This is a genomic window from Agrobacterium sp. 16-172Ci, from assembly GCF_053522725.1.
This window is the reverse complement of the sequence record NZ_JBNWBW010000007.1, coordinates 48,548-62,298: the sequence shown is the minus strand read 5'-3', so window position 1 is coordinate 62,298 and position 13,751 is coordinate 48,548. Positions and strand designations below refer to the sequence as shown.

The following is a 13,751-nucleotide window of genomic DNA, read 5'->3' as shown; positions in this document are numbered from 1 at the left end:
CAAGGTGGCCTGCCCGTGATGACCGTCATGGACTATATCTCGATCGTCGTTTTCATCCTGTTATGGGCCGTCTATACCCATGTCACGACGGGAACGAGGCTATTTTCGAGAGCCAGCCTCAATCAGGCCATGGCCGAGCGTCGGCGAGACTGGATCATGAATTCGCTGAAGCGCGACCTGAAGATGATCGACACGCAGATCATGGCCGGCCTGCAGAACGGCACCGCCTTTTTCGCTTCCACCTCCATCTTCGCCATCGGCGGATGTTTCGCCCTTCTGGGCGCGACAGAACAGGTCGAATCGGTGTTTCGCGACATGCCTTTCGTGCATTATGCCGGGCGCACTGCTTTCGAACTGAAGGTCATCGGGCTCACCTGCCTGTTCGGTTATTCCTTCTTCAAGTTCGGCTGGTCCTACCGCCTGTTCAACTATTGCACGATACTGTTCGGCGCCATTCCCATGGTCCACGATGTCGGCGCCGATCGCGAGGCGGCGGAGCGGGCGGCGGAAAACGTCATAAAGATGAACATCATCGCTGCTAAGAACTTCAATGACGGCCTGCGGACCATCTTTCTGTCCATCGGTTATCTCGGCTGGTTCATCAGCCCTTACGTCTTCATCGCCAGCACGGTCATCATCATCGTGGCGCTGTTACGCCGCCAGTTCTTTTCCGAAGCACGACGCGCCATCATGGAAGAAAACAGGCCTTGAAATAGCCGCACTTCAAGGGCCAAGCCCAGCGTGATACCGGCCTCCCCGAAAGCTTGAAAAACGGAAACCATGGACACGAACGCAGCCGCAAACGAAAACCGCCGCAAAGGCCGCATAGGCGGTCTCGACACCCTGCGCGGGCTGGCCCTCATCGCCATGGCGTCCTACCACTTCACGTGGAATCTGGAATATTTCGGCTATCTCGAACCCGGCACGGCGACGACCGGCCTGTGGAAGCTCTATGCGCGCGGCATCGCCAGTTCGTTTCTGTTTCTGGCCGGCTTCAGCCTGTTTCTCGCCCATGGCAAGGCTCTGAACTGGCCGTCTTTCGGTAAGCGTTTTGCAATGGTGGCCGGTTCGGCCCTGCTCATTACCGTCGCCACCTATTTCGCCTTTCCGGACAGCTTCATCTTCTTCGGCATATTGCACAATATCGCCGCCGCAAGCCTTGTCGGGCTGTTGTTCCTGCGAGCACCCGCGGCCGTGACGCTGCTTTTTGCAGTGCTTGCTTTCATCCTGCCGCACTATCTGCAATCGGAACTGTTCAACGCAAAATGGCTGGCCTGGATCGGTTTTTCCACCATGCCCCCCCGCTCGAACGATTATGTGCCGCTGCTCCCCTGGCTTGCGCCCTTCCTCGCCGGCCTTGCGGTGTCGCAATTCGTCACACCGCGCGACTGGCTCGACCGCTTTCGAAGCCCGAGTTCGCCTCGCAACCTGATCGCAGGCGCCGGCCGTCACAGCCTTGCCTTTTACCTCATCCACCAGCCGGTGCTGATCGGCCTCGTCTACACGCTGTCACTCATCGCCCCGCCCCCGCCTGTCGATCAGGTCGAGCTTTACAAATCGAGCTGTGAAAAGAGCTGCGTCGAGCAGGCGAACGGACTGGAACTGTGCCAGCGTTTCTGCGGCTGCACGCTGGAGAAGCTGCAGGCAGAAAACCTGTTCGACACGATGATGGAAGGCAAGCTCAGCGCCGATCAGCAAACGAAGGTAAGCGAGGTGGCGCAGCAGTGCACGGTTGAGGCGCAGTAGGTACGATACGAGTGGGCTAAGTCGAGCCGATGTTTTCGAGCGGTCCCATCCGCACTCGGTGTCATCCTCGGGAGAGGCCCGAAATTTCGTTCACGTCCCCACGCCGATTTCGGCAAGCCGCGTCAGACAGGCTTCTTCGACATTGTCGAGTTCCGCCAGCGTCTCTTCGATGTCCTTGCGTTTTTGCCGAAGCTCCGCGCGCTTTTCATCGACCTTCTTCATCAGAAGCACCAATTGGCCCGATTCGCCCGGCGGTTCCTTGTAGACGTGGATGATTTCCCGAATTTCGGAGATCGTGAAACCGATACGGCGGCCGCGCAGGATTTCCTGAATGAGGCGGCGGTCCGCAGCCCTGAAAAGCCGTGTGCGCCCGCGACGCTCAGGGTGAATCAGCCCCTCGTCCTCGTAAAATCTCAAGGTACGGGTGGAAACACCGAATTCGCGTGTCAGTTCGGTTATGCTATAATACTTGTCCAAGGGCCTATCCGATTCATAACCGGATGATATTATTTGACCTTCACGTAAAAGTCAATTTTCGCCCGCCTGGCCTTACCCGGAAATACCGTACCACCAGGTCGCGATCCCCAGAAAGGCGAAAAAGCCGACAATATCGGTAACCGCCGTGACGAAGACCGCCGAGGAGACCGCCGGGTCCGCCCCGAACTTGTCGAGCACCAGCGGAATGAGAATGCCCGCCAGCGCCGCCGCCAGCATGTTGAGACACATGGCCGTGGCGATGATGCCGCCGATATGGATATCCTGAAACCAGATGCCGGCAACAATGCCGATGGCGCAACCGAACAGCATGCCGTTCAGGATACCCACACCCGCCTCACGCCGGATGATGCGCGCGGCGTTGTGAATATCGAGGCTTTTGGTGGCAAGTGCCCGCACCGACACCGTCATGGTCTGCGACCCGGCATTGCCGCCCATGCCGGCCACCGCCGGCATCAGGATCGCCAGCGCGACGATCTGCTGGATCGTCGCATCGAACAGGCTGATGACGGAGGCGGAGAGAAAGGCTGTGATGAGATTGACCGCAAGCCAGGGCACGCGTGAACGCGATGTGCTGGCAATCGAGTCCGACAGTTCTTCGTCACCGACACCGCCAAGGCGCAGCAGATCCTCTTCGGCCTCCTCCTGAATGACGTCAACCACGTCATCGATGGTCAGCACGCCCACCAGTCGGCCGTTGTTGTCGACCACGGCAGCAGAGAGAAGGTCATATTGCTCGAAAAGCTGCGCGGCCTCTTCCTGGTCCATTTCCGCCGGAATGGAGTGGTTGGTCTCGTGCATGATCGTTTCGATCTTCACCTGACGCTTGGCGCGCAGCACCTTGTCGAGATCGAGCGCGCCGACCAGCTTGAAGGTGGGATCGATGACGAAGATCTGCGTGAAGGAATCCGGCAGCTCCTCCTCCTCGCGCAGATAATCGATGGTCTGCCCCACTGTCCAGAACGGCGGCACAGCCACGAATTCCGTCTGCATGCGGCGGCCGGCCGAGCTTTCCGGATAATCCAGAGCCCGCATCAGCCGCACACGTTCGGTGAACGGTAGTTGCGAGAGAATATCCTCGCGGTCCTCGTCGTCGAGGTCCTCGAGAATATAGACGGCGTCGTCCGAATCCAGCTCGCCGATACCGGCGGCGATCTGCTCGTTCGACATCTGGTCGACGATATCGAGGCGGATGCCCTCATCCACCTCGGTCAGCGCCGTCATGTCGAAGTCGGAACCGAGAAGACGCACCAGCGCATGGCGCTGTTCCGGCAGGATGGATTCCAGCACGTCGCCGAGTTCGGATTCGTGCAGCCGCGCCACGTTCTTGCGCAGGAAAAGCAGATCGCGGTCAGCGATCGCAGCGCCCACCATCGTCAGAAAATCCGAGCGGACGGAGCCGTCTTCGGCGTAAATATCGGAGGGCGCTTCCGCAGGCTTCATGTCCTCGGGCGCGACAGGATCGTCGTCACGGTCTGTCATCTGGCGTCCCCTTGTATTCAAATGCCGCAGTGCACGGATGCGCAGGCAGAATGGCGTTAAAAGGTTTATTGTCAACAACCGGATAGCGGCAAATAAACAAGCTCTCCGGCTGCGGCGAAAAATCCATTCGACATTCCTCTTCCTCTTCGCAGGCTTAGCCACGGCCAGCGGCTATAGGCATGTTTAGCGAGGCTTTGCAGCTTGTTTTGCGACAACGCCCACCCCCTTTACGCCGTTCCCGTTTTAAATGTCGAACGGGCGAACAAAGGTTTCGCCGCAATGCACAATTAAGACATTGACAGGCAGCGTGGAACGGCGCTTCTGGACAGGCATTTGACAAACGGCAAACGCCGACAGGCGGGCACGAGAAGACAGATTCCGGGAATCAGGAACATGAGCAAGACGGACTTCATTGGCAAGGCATCGACAGCCGCAGGCGGCTGGGGCGCTCTCAAAAGCGTCGGCAAACGCCTTCTCGAATCCGGCGCCCCGATTTCCGGCGCCCGCACGCTTTTGAAGACCAACCAGCCGGATGGATTCGACTGCCCGGGCTGCGCCTGGGGCGACCCGGAACACGGCTCCTCTTTCGAATTTTGCGAGAACGGCGTCAAGGCCGTTTCATGGGAAGCGACGGAGGCCCGCGTGCCGCCGGACTTCTTCGCCAGCCGCACCGTCTCGGAACTGCGCGGCTGGTCCGACTACGATCTGGAAAAACAGGGCCGCCTCACCCATCCCATGCGTTATGACCGGGCGAGCGACAAATATCTGCCCGTCTCCTGGGACGATGCCTTCGCCGAAATCGGCCGTATCCTCAACAGCCTCGACAGCCCGGACCGGGCGGAGTTCTATACCTCCGGCCGCGCCTCCAACGAGGCGGCCTTCCTCTATCAGTTGATGGTCCGGCTTTACGGCACCAACAATTTCCCCGATTGTTCGAACATGTGCCACGAAGCGAGCGGCGTCGGCCTGAAGGCTTCGATCGGCGTCGGCAAGGGCACCGTTTTGCTTGAGGATTTCGAACAGACGGACGCCATTTTCGTCATCGGGCAAAATCCCGGCACCAACCATCCCCGCATGCTGGGCGACCTGCGCCGCGCCGCCCTTCGCGGCGCTCGCATCGCTGTTTTCAACCCAATCCGTGAAAAGGGTCTGGAACGCTTTGCCGACCCTCAGGACAAGGTGGAGATGATTACCGGCGGCAGCACCCGCATCGCCACCAATTATTACCAGCCGCGCCAGGGCGGCGACATGGCGGCCGTGCGCGGCATGAGCAAGGCGGTCTTCGCCGCTGACGATGCCGCAAGGGCGGCGGGCGAACCCGCCATCATCGATTACGACTTCATCGCCGAACATGCGGCAGAGTTCGAGGCCTATCGTGCTGCCGTCGATGCGACCAGCTGGGAAAGCATCCTCGACCAGTCCGGCCTCACCCGCGCGGAGATCGAGGAAGCCGCCCGCATCTACATGAATGCCGGTTCCGTCATCGCCACCTGGGCCATGGGCGTCACCCAGCACAAGCATTCCGTCATCATCGTTCGCGAGATCACCAATTTCATGCTGCTGCGCGGCAATATCGGCCGTCCGGGCGCCGGCCTCTGCCCGGTGCGCGGCCATTCCAACGTGCAGGGCGACCGCACCGTCGGTATCGACGAAAAGGCCCCGCCAGCGCTTCTCGACGCGCTGGAGAAGGAACTCGGCGTCCCCATGCCGCGCAAGCCCGGCCACAACACTGTGGAAGCCGTGGCTGCGATGCTGGACGGCGAGGCTCAGACTTTCATCGCGCTCGGCGGCAATTTCATGCGCGCGACGCCCGACAGCCCGCTGATCGTCAAGGCTTTCGAAAAGCAGAAGCTGACCGTCAACATCGCCACCAAGCTCAACCATTCGCATCTGGTGCCGGGCGAAACCTCCTTCGTGCTGCCCTGCCTCGGCCGAACGGAAATCGACCGCAATTCGGCCGGCCGGTCGCAGATCGTCACGGTCGAAGATTCCATGAGCATGGTGCACGGTTCCGGCGGCATCAATCCGCCGGCCTCGGATGAGCTGCGTTCGGAAGTCGCCATCGTCGCCGGCATCGCCGAGGCGACGCTTGGCAATGTCCATGTCGACTGGAAGGCGCTTGCCGATGACTACGATCTCATCCGCGACATGATCGAGCGGGTCATTCCCGGTTTCGATAATTTCAACGAGCGCGTCCGCGTGCCGCGCGGTTTTCATCTGCGCAACGCGGCGGCCGAACGGGAATGGAACACGCCGGCGAAAAAGGCCACCTTCTATAGCGGCCCCTTGCCCGAACAGACCGAACACCAGCAGGCGCTCACGCGCGACGACCTGTTCGTATTGCAGACCTTCCGCAGCCACGATCAATACAACACCACGATCTACGGCATGGATGACCGTTATCGCGGCGTCTATGGCGAGCGCCAAGTCATCTTCATGAACCCGAAGGATATGGAAGCGCTCGGCGCTCATTCCCGCCAGCGCGTCGATGTCATCGGTGAATATGGCGACGGTGTGGAACGCGTTGCGCGGAATTTTCGGCTGGTGCCCTATAATATCCCGCAGGGCAGCGTCGGCGGTTATTATCCCGAACTGAACGTGCTGGTGCCGCTGTCGAGCTACGGCGAAGGCAGTTTCACGCCGACATCGAAATCGGTGCTCGTCTCCGTTCGCCTGCGCCGGGATGCCTCCTGATGGAAGAGGAGCAATCCACTGCGGCGTTCATGGCGGCGGTGGAGCGGATTCAGGAAAGCGCCTCACAGGCGCTGACCGCCACGGGCGCAGCGATCCTTCTTTCGGTTTATCTCAACATCGCCGCTGACAGCCGCAGCATCGCCAACCGGCTGGGGCTTGCACACGCCCTCATTCTGCGCGAAATCACTGCCCTGTCGCCACGTTTCGTACAGGTGACAAAACGCGATGCCCGCACCCAGCGCAGCTTTCTGAAGGCAACCGAAGAAGGACAGGCCCTTGCGGCGGCGTCCCTGCGGATTTGAAACGAACGGAGCATTCCTTGGCAATCAGGCCGATCCTGCCCTACCCCCATCCCGGCTTGTCCGAAATCTGTCCGCCGGTCACGGCTTTCGACGGGCAATTGCAGGAGCTGGTGACGGACCTGATCGATACGATGCGCGCCGCGCCCGGCGTCGGCATCACCGCCGCCCATATCGGCGTCAAACAGCGCGTTTTCGTGCTGGAGCTGACACCGGGAACCGTCCTTACCTACATCAATCCTGAAGTCGTCAGCCAATCCACGCAGACCATGCGCCATATGGAGGGCAGCGTCTCCATGCCGGGCTTCACGGAGGAAGTGGAGCGACCCTCCGAAATCGAGGTGAGATTTCAGGACGTAGCCGGCGGCGAACACCGGCAGGCCGCCGAGGGATTTCACGCCATCTGCATCCAGCACGAGATCGACCAGCTGGACGGCATTTTCTGGCTGAAGCGCCTCTCGAAGCTCAAGCGCGACCGGCTGGTGAAAAAATGGGAAAAATCCCGGAAATCCTGATGGTCAGCCGGTAATCGACAGTGAAAATTCCGCATCGCCCTTCAGCGTGTTGCTGACGGTGCAGATATCCTCGGCCATATGGGCGATGGCGCTGCGCGTGGCCTCATCGAAATCCCCCTTTATCTCTATCCGGACATCGAAACGCACGATCCGCGACGGCTCCTCCTCAGCCTTTTCGCCGGATACATGCACCATGACCTTTTCGAACCGGTCGAGCACGCCCACGCGGCTCGCCGCAATCCGGGCGCTGAGCGCCAGACAGGCCGACAGCGACGAATAAAGGAGATCGAGCGGATTGAAACCCGGCTCCGAGGCCGCCGTCACCACCGTCAGGGCGCCTCCGGTGGCCGTGACGACATCGGGATGCCCGAGACGGCCAAGAGTGACGACAGCGCCCGTCGGCCGCTTTTTAACCCTGAACTGATTCATACCCGACCTCACACTGCGATTTCGCCCGATGGAACCAAAATTAGCCTCGCGCTTTTACTCACGCAACGGTGAACGACCGTTGAGTATTGATTGAAAAGGGAGCTGGGACATATGGTTACATCTACGCTCGTCAGCATTCTGATCACCTTCCTGGTGATTGTGCTCGTCTTGTGGCTTATCGCGCGACTGCCGGTCGGCGGCGGTGCGAAACAGATCGCACAGGTGATCGTCATCATCATCGGCATTATTTCGCTGCTGAAATATCTCGCCGTCTTCTGATGTCCCCGCACGGTGCAGACGAAAAAAGGCGGCGAAAGCCGCCTCTTTTTATGCGCGGTTTTCACCCATCCGGTCGCTATTGCCGAGGCTCGAACTGATAGGTTTTTTTCAGGGTAATATCCCGAACGCTGCCAATACCCAGAAACGGTGTATTGTCGGCATCGAAAATCGCCCTGCCCTTCGCCACGATCCACCGATCCGACCCATCCGGCAGATTGACCTTGTAGCGCTGGTCGAAAAACACCCCGGTAGTGATGCTCTCAAAAATGGCTTGCGCCACCTGATCGCGCATCTCGACATCGATTCTTTCGAGAATCTCCTCGATCGTCACCCCACGCGACGCAACCGGCTCCGAAAACCCATGGCATTCCGCAGTGACCGCATCCATGATCAGCCTGTTATCGGAAATACTCCACATGTAATAGCCAAGCGCATTGTCTGAATCCGTTTTGTCCCCCTGCACGAAAACCCCCAGACATATTTTCCTGACAAAAGCTAACATCGGACCTCTAATATTCCACCCCTCCTTTTTGTAGGGGGAAACGCACGACTACTACAGCGTGCATCGATATCCACTGAAATTTGACGATGACCGAATCCAGCTGGAGCATTTCCAGTAAAAGTGCGTAGCGGTTTTACGTCCCGGAATGCGAAAAAACAAAGCGATAGAGCACGCCCCACGATTCCGTTTTGACCGGACGTGCTCCAGGTTTCCGAAATGGACGATAAATTTCGAAGAGGCATCGCAAAACCACCTGCCTGCGCCTACATGGCTTGTGATGACATGTCGAAGGAGTTCAATATGGTGCGAGCCGCCCTCACGTTCGGATTGCTGACCGCAACCGTCTTTCTGGCCGGGTGCCAGACGTGGCATAGTCCATATCGTGGAAACGAGTGGCGCATGGATCAGGTCATGGATGGTGACCCCTACCGTGTCGGTGACGGCCAGCGCAACCGACGCTGATCCCACCTCGTGCATTCAATTCGAACGGCGGCAGGTCGATAATTTGCCGCCGTTAATTCGTGGCGCTCTGGCCGCGGGATAAAGCAGATTGGTGTGGTTTGGGACACATCCAATACGGTCCAACGAACCTGGGACAGGAAACAGAAGGCAAGCTAAACGACTGGCTAAAAAAGAAAAAACCCGCCGAAGCGGGTTTCTTTGGTGCGGTCGAGAAGACTCGAACTTCCACGGGTTGCCCCACAGCGACCTCAACGCTGCGCGTCTACCAATTCCGCCACGACCGCATCGTGGTAGGCGTCGACTTGCGCCGACGGGGGTGCATGTAGCAAAAGGATTTTCGGTGCACAAGAGCGTCGTGACAGTTTTTTGAAATTAAAAATCGCACCGCACCATCCTATATGCAGGAAGCCCGGAAATGCTGGGGTTGCGGCCCTGTCGCCATTTTGCGAGAAGGCTGTGGAAAGGACTTTTTCATGCTCACACGCACCGATATCGAGACAAACATGCTCCCCGCCGCCGGTTCGCCGCCCGTTCGCTGGCGAATCTCGGAAGGCCTCGTCCCTTATGAGCAGGCGATTGAGGAAATGGAGCGTGAAGTCGCCGCCATTGCCAGCGGCGAGGCCGACGAACTCGTCTGGCTTCTGGAACATCCGCCGCTCTATACCGCCGGCACCAGCGCCGATGCCGCCGACCTCATAGAACCGGAGCGTTTTCCCGTCTTCGCCACGGGTCGTGGGGGCGAATATACCTATCACGGGCCGGGACAGCGGGTAGTCTATGTCATGCTCGACCTGAAGCGGCGGCGGCAGGATGTCCGCGCCTATGTGGCGGCGCTGGAGGATGTCATCATCCGCACGCTCGACAAGATGAATGTGCGTGGCGAGCGGCGCGAGGACCGCGTCGGCGTCTGGGTCCGGCGGCCGGAAAAACCGCTGCTTCCCGATGGCGGCATTGCCGAGGACAAGATCGCGGCACTTGGGATCAGGCTGCGCAAATGGGTGAGCTTCCACGGGCTCTCGATCAACGTCGATCCGGACCTCTCGCATTTTTCCGGCATCGTTCCCTGCGGCATCAGCGCCTATGGCGTCACCAGCCTTGTCGATCTTGGATTGCCGGTTATGATCGGCGACGTCGACGTTCTGCTGCGCGAGGCCTTTGAGGAGGTGTTTGGCGAGGCAGTGCCCGAAACCGGCGCAAGCGGCTGATCCCACCGCAACCTTTGCCGCAGGCCGGTGTTTCCAGCATCGATCACCACAAGAGGAGGAACGATCATGTTCACAACGTCCGCCTATGCCTGCGATGACGGTTCTTCGCCGATGAAGCTCGCGACCATCACGCGTCGCGATCCCGGCCCGCGCGATGTCGAAATCGAGATCGAATTCTGTGGCGTCTGCCACTCCGATATCCACACTGCCCGCAGCGAATGGCCGGGCTCCCTCTATCCCTGCGTTCCAGGCCACGAAATCATCGGCCGCGTCGGCCGTGTCGGCGCGCAGGTCACCCGGTTCAAGGCGGGCGACCGCGTCGGCGTCGGCTGTATCGTCGATAGCTGCCGGGAATGCGCAAGCTGCGCCGAGGGGCTGGAGCAATATTGCGAAAACGGCATGACCGGCACCTATAATTCGCCCGACAAAGCGATGGGCGGCGGCGCGCATACGCTCGGCGGTTATTCCGCCCACGTCGTCGTCGATGACCGTTACGTCCTCAATATTCCCGAAGGCCTCGATCCGGCGGCAGCAGCACCCCTGCTCTGCGCGGGTATCACCACCTACTCGCCGCTGCGCCACTGGAACGCCGGACCCGGCAAGCGTGTCGGCGTTGTCGGTCTTGGCGGTCTTGGCCATATGGCGGTCAAGCTCGCCAATGCCATGGGCGCAACCGTGGTGATGATCACCACCTCGCCCGGCAAGGCGGAGGATGCGAAAAAGCTCGGCGCACACGAGGTGATCGTCTCGCGCGATGCCGAGCAGATGAAAAAAGCCGCTTCGAGCCTCGATCTCATCATCGACGCCGTGGCCGCCGACCATGACATCAACGCCTATCTGGCGCTGCTGAAACGTGACGGCGCGCTGGTGCAGGTGGGCGCGCCTGAAAAGCCGCTCTCGGTTATGGCCTTCAGCCTCATTCCCGGTCGCAAGACCTTTGCCGGCTCGATGATCGGCGGCATTCCCGAGACGCAGGAAATGCTGGATTTCTGCGCCGAAAAAGGCATCGCTGCCGAAATCGAGATGATCGATATCGATCAGATCAACGACGCTTATGAACGCATGATAAAAAGCGATGTGCGTTATCGTTTCGTCATTGATATGAAGAGCCTGCCGCGCCAGAAGGCTGCCTGACCCCGGAAGGGGGGCGACCTTGCGGGCGTCCCCTCTCCCGTTGGACCTTTCGGTCGAAAGCGCAGCCTGACCCATGACTCCCCGATCCATGACCAGCCAGACCGGTTTCAACGATATCGCCAAGGGCATGACCATCATGGCGGGTTGCATGCTGGTGCTGCCGGTCATGGATGCGATTGCCAAATACATGGCGGTGAGCGGCGGCATGTCGCCGGCGCAGGTGACCTTCTACCGCTTCTTTTTCCAGGTGCTCTGCACCCTACCGCTGCTGATCGTGGTGTCGCCCAGAGCGCTGTTCAGCGCCAGGCGGCCGTGGATGAACTGCCTGCGCGGCGTGCTGCACGCCTCGGCCAGCCTGATGTTTTTCGCCGCCGTCAAATACATGCCGCTCGCCGATGTCTTCGCGATCTATTTCGTCGAGCCTTTCATGCTGACGATGATGTCGGCCCTCTTCCTCGGTGACAAGGTGGGCTGGAAGCGCTGGACGGCGATTGCGGTCGGCTTCGGCGGCGCGCTGATCGTCATACAGCCGAGTTTCGAAATCTTCGGCTGGACATCGCTCCTGCCGGTCGCCTGCGCCTTTCTTTATACGCTCTACCTTTTCCTGAACCGCGCCATCGGCGATGCCGACAGCCCGCTGGTCATGCAGACAATGTCCGGCATTGCGGGAACCGTGTTCATGGGGGCGGCACTTTTCGCCGGCGATGCGCTGGGCGACAAGGATTTTGCCGTCTCGCTGCCGCAATCCGGCTTCGCACTTGCCCTGCTCGTATTGTTGGGATCGATATCCGGCTACATGCACCTGCTGATTGTCAGGGCCTTCCGGCTGGCGCCGCTCTCTCTGCTGGCGCCGTTCCAGTATTTCGAGATCATCTCGGCGACGATCCTCGGTTATGCGCTGTTTTCGGATTTCCCGACGCCGTCGAAATGGCTCGGCATCCTCATCATCGTCGCATCCGGCCTGTTCATCATCTGGCGCGAGCGCCAGCAGGCCGGTGCGACCCCGCCGCTTGACGGGCAGTGACAGCCGACACCTGACGTGCCTCAACCGTTCGAGGGCAGCGGGCCTTCGTCGTGATGGTCCTGCGCCTCCACGAGACTGCCGAGCAGCCAGAGGGAAACCTCGGCCGCCTCTCCGGCCGATTTGAACCGGTATGAGCCGCTATATTTCGGCATGTCGAAAAAGGTGACGACGAAACCGTCGCCGCTTTCAAGACTTTCGACCCGGATCCGCTCGGGATCGATCATCACGCACACATAATGCGATCCCATATTGCGCATGAAGCCGGCTTTGTTGTCGTGCAGCCGCACGAAGGCTGCGCCGCCATCCGCCGTCATATGCAGACTTCTGATCGCCTCATTGGGAAAGGCGCGGGCGAAATCCATGATCGCCTGCCCCACATCATGACTGTTATCCTCATCCGTCGCCCGCGACATGCGCCAGGCATAAACAGCGAAGACCGAAAGCAGCACGAAAACGATAATCCAGATCGCAATACTCATCCGGGACGCTCCCTCAGCATCGAAACATCAAGATTCGCGAATCGAAACGATGCGAACTCGGTTCAGGTTCATATAGGCCGAGGCTTGTGTGAAGTGTGGCTTTGCGGGATCGACGTCGTTTCGCAGCCTGGCACGGTCCGCACCGTCAGAAACGCTTGAGGAAGGAAGCCTTTGCCAGCAGCCATTGCCGGCGAAGCTGCGACAGTTGCAGGTCTCCGTCGAATACGCCGCTCCCAGCCTTTCTCGCGGCAGCGATGACCGGCGCGGACAGGGCGACGGGAAGATAGGCGGCAAAGACATTTTTCGAAATCTTCAAGCGTCTCGCCTTCTCGATATGATCCAGCGCATGGGCCGCGAAAATTTCGATGGCGATGCCGATGCGCTGCCTGTCCTGCCCTTCAAGAAATGTTTCGCGGTCGAGCCCGGCCGCAGCCAGCATATCGGCGGGAATATAGACCTGCCCGCGACGCCGGTGCAGCGGCATGAGCAGCAGCATGCCCGCCATGGCCTGCGCCACGCCCGCGTGCCCTGCCGCCTCCGCGCTGGATGCGGCGTCTTCAGCGGAAAGCACGAGGCTTGCAAGCTGGATCAATGCGGATGCGGTCTCTCCGGCATAGCCTTCCAGCGCATTGCGATCCTCGAACAGGTCGTCATAGAGATCGAAGATGCGCGCCTCGATCATATTGGCGAGAACCGGGCGCGGCAGGCGATAGTGCTCGATGGTCGTCAAAAGCGCTGCAGCCACCGGGTGGGACTGGCTGTCGCCATGTGGATTGCCGTCGAGAAGATCGCGCCACCATTGCATGCGCACCTCGCCGGGCAGCGCTTCGCGCACGGAATCGCGGATGCGGGCAATTTCGGCATTGAAGGCGTATAGCGCCGCAAGCGCATTACGCCTGTCGGCAGGCGACAGAAGACAGGCGAGATAGCGGTCGCGATCGGTATCGCGCAGCGTCGCGAGGCAGACGTCGAGATTTTCTGTGGGTGCCATGGTTCCCCGCGCGAA

At 60.0% G+C, this 13,751-nt stretch carries 16 protein-coding genes and 1 tRNA gene; 10 read left to right on the top strand and 7 right to left on the bottom strand.

Features of this window, described 5'->3' with window-relative positions:
• Positions 1 to 18 precede the first annotated feature (18 nt).
• Together ACQZ40_RS09505 and ACQZ40_RS09500 are read left to right on the top strand one after the other, a co-directional pair.
• The gene (locus tag ACQZ40_RS09505; RefSeq protein ID WP_003524993.1) at positions 19 to 711 is read left to right on the top strand and encodes a DUF599 domain-containing protein; all 693 of its coding nucleotides are present in this window, start codon (positions 19 to 21) and stop codon (positions 709 to 711) included.
• Between the two features lie 69 nt (positions 712 to 780).
• On the top strand, positions 781 to 1,746 hold the full coding sequence (locus tag ACQZ40_RS09500) for a heparan-alpha-glucosaminide N-acetyltransferase (protein ID WP_448747838.1): 966 nt from the start codon (positions 781 to 783) through the stop codon (positions 1,744 to 1,746).
• Positions 1,747 to 1,836: 90 nt separating this feature from the next.
• Here ACQZ40_RS09500 and ACQZ40_RS09495 read toward each other — a convergent pair whose 3' ends face one another.
• Positions 1,837 to 2,223, bottom strand: coding sequence for a MerR family transcriptional regulator (locus ACQZ40_RS09495; protein ID WP_003524989.1), 387 nt, complete (start codon positions 2,221 to 2,223; stop codon positions 1,837 to 1,839).
• 72 nt (positions 2,224 to 2,295) lie between these two features.
• The gene (gene mgtE, locus ACQZ40_RS09490) at positions 2,296 to 3,723 is read right to left on the bottom strand and encodes a magnesium transporter (RefSeq protein ID WP_142779228.1); all 1,428 of its coding nucleotides are present in this window, start codon (positions 3,721 to 3,723) and stop codon (positions 2,296 to 2,298) included.
• Between the two features lie 393 nt (positions 3,724 to 4,116).
• Between mgtE and ACQZ40_RS09485 the strand changes: the two genes are divergently transcribed.
• Genes ACQZ40_RS09485 through ACQZ40_RS09475 form a run of 3 tightly spaced genes read left to right on the top strand, consistent with a single transcriptional unit; the run spans position 4,117 to position 7,231 of the window.
• Entirely contained in the window at positions 4,117 to 6,417 is a 2,301-nt protein-coding gene (locus ACQZ40_RS09485) for an FdhF/YdeP family oxidoreductase (RefSeq protein ID WP_448747837.1), read from the top strand.
• Positions 6,417 to 6,719 (top strand): hypothetical protein, encoded by a 303-nt coding sequence (locus ACQZ40_RS09480; RefSeq protein ID WP_448747836.1) that lies wholly within the window; start codon positions 6,417 to 6,419, stop codon positions 6,717 to 6,719. The genes ACQZ40_RS09485 and ACQZ40_RS09480 overlap by 1 nt, the downstream gene beginning before the upstream one ends.
• 17 nt (positions 6,720 to 6,736) lie before the next feature.
• Positions 6,737 to 7,231 carry a peptide deformylase gene (locus ACQZ40_RS09475; RefSeq protein ID WP_448747835.1) on the top strand — a complete coding sequence of 165 codons (495 nt, stop codon included), beginning with the start codon at positions 6,737 to 6,739 and terminating at the stop codon, positions 7,229 to 7,231.
• Positions 7,232 to 7,234: 3 nt separating this feature from the next.
• On the opposite strand, the gene ACQZ40_RS09470 is transcribed toward ACQZ40_RS09475, so the two are convergent.
• On the bottom strand, positions 7,235 to 7,660 hold the full coding sequence (locus ACQZ40_RS09470) for an OsmC family protein (protein WP_448747834.1): 426 nt from the start codon (positions 7,658 to 7,660) through the stop codon (positions 7,235 to 7,237).
• A 111-nt stretch (positions 7,661 to 7,771) separates the two neighbouring features.
• On the opposite strand from ACQZ40_RS09470, the gene ACQZ40_RS09465 reads away from it, so the two are divergent.
• A complete protein-coding gene (locus ACQZ40_RS09465) occupies positions 7,772 to 7,939 on the top strand; it encodes a Thivi_2564 family membrane protein (RefSeq protein WP_003502827.1) in 168 nt (55 codons plus the stop codon).
• A gap of 76 nt (positions 7,940 to 8,015) precedes the next feature.
• On the opposite strand, the gene ACQZ40_RS09460 is transcribed toward ACQZ40_RS09465, so the two are convergent.
• Positions 8,016 to 8,441, bottom strand: a complete 426-nt coding sequence (locus ACQZ40_RS09460) for a PAS domain-containing protein (RefSeq protein WP_003524978.1) — start codon at positions 8,439 to 8,441, stop codon at positions 8,016 to 8,018.
• A 216-nt stretch (positions 8,442 to 8,657) separates the two neighbouring features.
• Here ACQZ40_RS09460 and ACQZ40_RS09455 point away from each other — a divergent pair, with 216 nt between their 5' ends.
• Entirely contained in the window at positions 8,658 to 8,903 is a 246-nt protein-coding gene (locus tag ACQZ40_RS09455; RefSeq protein WP_125145676.1) for a hypothetical protein, read from the top strand.
• A gap of 199 nt (positions 8,904 to 9,102) precedes the next feature.
• On the opposite strand, the gene ACQZ40_RS09450 is transcribed toward ACQZ40_RS09455, so the two are convergent.
• A tRNA-Leu gene (locus ACQZ40_RS09450) sits at positions 9,103 to 9,187 on the bottom strand.
• A gap of 189 nt (positions 9,188 to 9,376) precedes the next feature.
• Between ACQZ40_RS09450 and lipB the strand changes: the two genes are divergently transcribed.
• The 3 genes from lipB to ACQZ40_RS09435 all read left to right on the top strand — a co-directional run bounded on the left by lipB (position 9,377) and on the right by ACQZ40_RS09435 (position 12,266).
• The gene (gene lipB, locus ACQZ40_RS09445) at positions 9,377 to 10,108 is read left to right on the top strand and encodes a lipoyl(octanoyl) transferase LipB (RefSeq protein ID WP_448747833.1); all 732 of its coding nucleotides are present in this window, start codon (positions 9,377 to 9,379) and stop codon (positions 10,106 to 10,108) included.
• Between the two features lie 66 nt (positions 10,109 to 10,174).
• Positions 10,175 to 11,242 carry an NAD(P)-dependent alcohol dehydrogenase gene (locus tag ACQZ40_RS09440; protein WP_271046068.1) on the top strand — a complete coding sequence of 356 codons (1,068 nt, stop codon included), beginning with the start codon at positions 10,175 to 10,177 and terminating at the stop codon, positions 11,240 to 11,242.
• Positions 11,243 to 11,330: 88 nt separating this feature from the next.
• Positions 11,331 to 12,266, top strand: coding sequence for a DMT family transporter (locus ACQZ40_RS09435; protein ID WP_198939155.1), 936 nt, complete (start codon positions 11,331 to 11,333; stop codon positions 12,264 to 12,266).
• Positions 12,267 to 12,286: 20 nt separating this feature from the next.
• Here ACQZ40_RS09435 and ACQZ40_RS09430 read toward each other — a convergent pair whose 3' ends face one another.
• Together ACQZ40_RS09430 and ACQZ40_RS09425 are read right to left on the bottom strand one after the other, a co-directional pair.
• Entirely contained in the window at positions 12,287 to 12,745 is a 459-nt protein-coding gene (locus ACQZ40_RS09430) for a hypothetical protein (protein ID WP_059753108.1), read from the bottom strand.
• A 145-nt stretch (positions 12,746 to 12,890) separates the two neighbouring features.
• A complete protein-coding gene (locus ACQZ40_RS09425; protein ID WP_065655021.1) occupies positions 12,891 to 13,736 on the bottom strand; it encodes a phytoene/squalene synthase family protein in 846 nt (281 codons plus the stop codon).
• Between the last annotated feature and the right edge of the window lie 15 nt (positions 13,737 to 13,751).

Coding starts and splice junctions, on each gene's coding strand:
- ACQZ40_RS09505 (WP_003524993.1), top strand. CDS start 19: ATGACCGTCATGGACTATATCTCGATCGTCGTTTTCATCCTGTTATGG.
- ACQZ40_RS09500 (WP_448747838.1), top strand. CDS start 781: ATGGACACGAACGCAGCCGCAAACGAAAACCGCCGCAAAGGCCGCATA.
- mgtE (WP_142779228.1), bottom strand. CDS start 3,723: ATGACAGACCGTGACGACGATCCTGTCGCGCCCGAGGACATGAAGCCT.
- ACQZ40_RS09485 (WP_448747837.1), top strand. CDS start 4,117: ATGAGCAAGACGGACTTCATTGGCAAGGCATCGACAGCCGCAGGCGGC.
- ACQZ40_RS09480 (WP_448747836.1), top strand. CDS start 6,417: ATGGAAGAGGAGCAATCCACTGCGGCGTTCATGGCGGCGGTGGAGCGG.
- ACQZ40_RS09470 (WP_448747834.1), bottom strand. CDS start 7,660: ATGAATCAGTTCAGGGTTAAAAAGCGGCCGACGGGCGCTGTCGTCACT.
- ACQZ40_RS09465 (WP_003502827.1), top strand. CDS start 7,772: ATGGTTACATCTACGCTCGTCAGCATTCTGATCACCTTCCTGGTGATT.
- ACQZ40_RS09460 (WP_003524978.1), bottom strand. CDS start 8,441: ATGTTAGCTTTTGTCAGGAAAATATGTCTGGGGGTTTTCGTGCAGGGG.
- ACQZ40_RS09455 (WP_125145676.1), top strand. CDS start 8,658: ATGGACGATAAATTTCGAAGAGGCATCGCAAAACCACCTGCCTGCGCC.
- lipB (WP_448747833.1), top strand. CDS start 9,377: ATGCTCACACGCACCGATATCGAGACAAACATGCTCCCCGCCGCCGGT.
- ACQZ40_RS09440 (WP_271046068.1), top strand. CDS start 10,175: ATGTTCACAACGTCCGCCTATGCCTGCGATGACGGTTCTTCGCCGATG.
- ACQZ40_RS09435 (WP_198939155.1), top strand. CDS start 11,331: ATGACCAGCCAGACCGGTTTCAACGATATCGCCAAGGGCATGACCATC.
- ACQZ40_RS09430 (WP_059753108.1), bottom strand. CDS start 12,745: ATGAGTATTGCGATCTGGATTATCGTTTTCGTGCTGCTTTCGGTCTTC.
- ACQZ40_RS09425 (WP_065655021.1), bottom strand. CDS start 13,736: ATGGCACCCACAGAAAATCTCGACGTCTGCCTCGCGACGCTGCGCGAT.